Below are 2,298 nucleotides of genomic sequence, written 5' to 3'. Positions count from 1 at the left end.
AGTGGTCAGTAAAACTCAAGGCAATCCTTTTTTTGTCAATCAGTTTCTCAAAACTCTCTATCAAGAAAACCTGCTGACATTCAATTTTCATGAAAGAAACTGGGATTGGAATATTTCCGAAATTGAATCCGTAGGTATTACTGATAACGTCATTGAATTGATGATTGGCAAATTGAAAAGACTGCCCGCATCAACTCAGCAAGTTTTGCGGTTGGCTGCTTGCGTGGGTAATAGTTTTGACTTAAACACTCTTTCAATTATTAATGAGAAATCTTGGGAAGCCACGTTTCAAGAACTATTGCCAGCCATCCAAGAGGGATTAATCTTAACTACTTCTGAGTTAGGTGCTACCGAATCAGAAATAATTAACTCCGACTTGGTAATTACTACTTATAGATTTTTGCACGACCGCGTGCAGCAGTCAGGTTACGCTTTGATTGACTCAAAACTGCAAACAGCAATTCACCTACAAATTGGTCGTCTGTTACTGGCAAATATTTCTCCTGAGCGACGCGCCGAAAGAATTTTTGAAATTGCCGATCATTTAAATTCGGGTCGGAATTTAATCATTGATGAACGCGAGAAAACTGAACTCGCTATTTTAAATTTAACAGCCGCTCGCAAAGCCAAAGATGCAACGGCTTATGCTGCTGCCAGAGATTACTTAAAATTCGGTCTAGAAATTTTACCGGGCGATATTTGGCAAGAATCCTACGAACTAGCTTTTACCTTTCATAAGGAGCTAGCCGAAGCCGAATATTTAAACGGCAATTTTGAAGAATCAGAAGCTTTAATAGAAGTGGCATTTGCCCAGGCTAAATCAGAGCTAGAAAAAGCCGAAATTTACAACATTTTGATCGTGCAGTACACTCTGCTAAGTAAATATCAAGAAGCAATTCAATCTGGATTAAAAGCCCTTCAATTGCTGGGCATAGACTTGGATGAAGATAATTTAAGCGAGGCGGTTAATGCGGAAATGGCGGCAGCTAAAGCCAACTTGGCTAACCAAGAAATTGCTGCATTAATTAATGCCGAAAAGATGAAAGAGCCGGCTCAACAAATGGCTATGAAATTATTGGGTAACATGGGGCCGCTAACGTTCTTTTCATCTCAAGAACTGTGGAAGTTGACTGTGATCAAAGCGATTAACCTTTCTCTCAAGTACGGTTTTGTAGCGGGAGGGTCTTACTGCTATTCATGTTATGGAATTATCCTGAATTCAATTTTAGGGGATTACCAATCGGCTTATGAGTTTGGCAGACTCGCTCTGACTCTGAGCGAAAATTCAAATAACTTGTCTCAAAACTGCCAAGATAGTGTGATTTTTGCCAATTACTTAAACTGCTGGGTGAGACCGCTCAAAACTACGGCGGAAATTAATAACGAAGGTTATAAAGTTGGCTTGCAATCTGGTAATTTGCAATGGACGGGTTATAACCGGATGTTTCAAACTATTACCTATTTCTTCCAAGGCATGAATTTGAATAGTCTCTTGGAAGATATTGGCAAGTCGCTCCATTTTTGCGAGCAAACTAAAAATTTATGGGCAATTGATATTATTATTGCTAATAAGATAGCAATTTTAAATTTGATGGGCGAAGAGGATGAAGTTAGCGAAAAACAGCATTTAGAAAATTTTCAGGGCCGTAAAAGCATGGCAGCGCTGTGCGAGTTTTATGTTTTAAAAGCGCAGACTTTATATCTTTACGAACAGTATAGTGAGGCGCTAGAAGCATCTGAACGCGCGGCAGAGCTGATTGATTATTTGATGGGCCATATTTCTAGTGCTCACCATTATTTTTACCGTTGTCTGATTTTAACGGCTCTGTATTCAGAGGTTTCTGAATCGGAGCGACAAGATTACTGGCAGCAATTAGAAGCTAATCAGAAACAAATCAAAGTTTGGGCGGACAACTGCTCGGAAAGTTTTGCACATAAATTCTCGCTAGTGGCGGCAGAAATGGCGAGAATTTCAGGTCGAGATTTGTCGGCGATGGATTTGTACGATCGCGCGATAGCTGAGGCTAGAGAGCATGATTTTATTCAGAATGAAGCGCTGGCGGCGGAGCTGGCTGCTAAGTTCTGGTTGGGGAAAGATAAAGAAGAATTTGCCCACATCTACCTGACTAAAGCCCACTATGGCTACCAATACTGGGGGGCTAAACGTAAAGTTGAGAGTTTGGAGGAAAAGTATCCCCAATTAATAGTGAGAACATCAGGGAAGACAACTACTCAAACAAAGGTTAACCGCACAACGACGGCGACTACTAGCAGCAATTTGGGTGAGACGCTAGATTT

1 protein-coding gene is annotated in these 2,298 nt (G+C 40.7%); it reads left to right on the top strand.

The genetic code is table 11. The features are described from left to right. A partial coding sequence (locus QUB35_RS38805) for an ATP-binding protein (protein WP_445252135.1) occupies positions 1-2,298 on the top strand: 2,298 nt, incomplete at both ends.

The sequence above is a fragment of the Microcoleus sp. B13-B6 genome (genome assembly GCF_036705405.1).
Classification (GTDB): Bacteria; Cyanobacteriota; Cyanobacteriia; order Cyanobacteriales; family Microcoleaceae; genus Microcoleus.
Note: the sequence above shows the minus strand (reverse complement) of the source record. Positions and strands in the feature narration are given on the sequence as shown.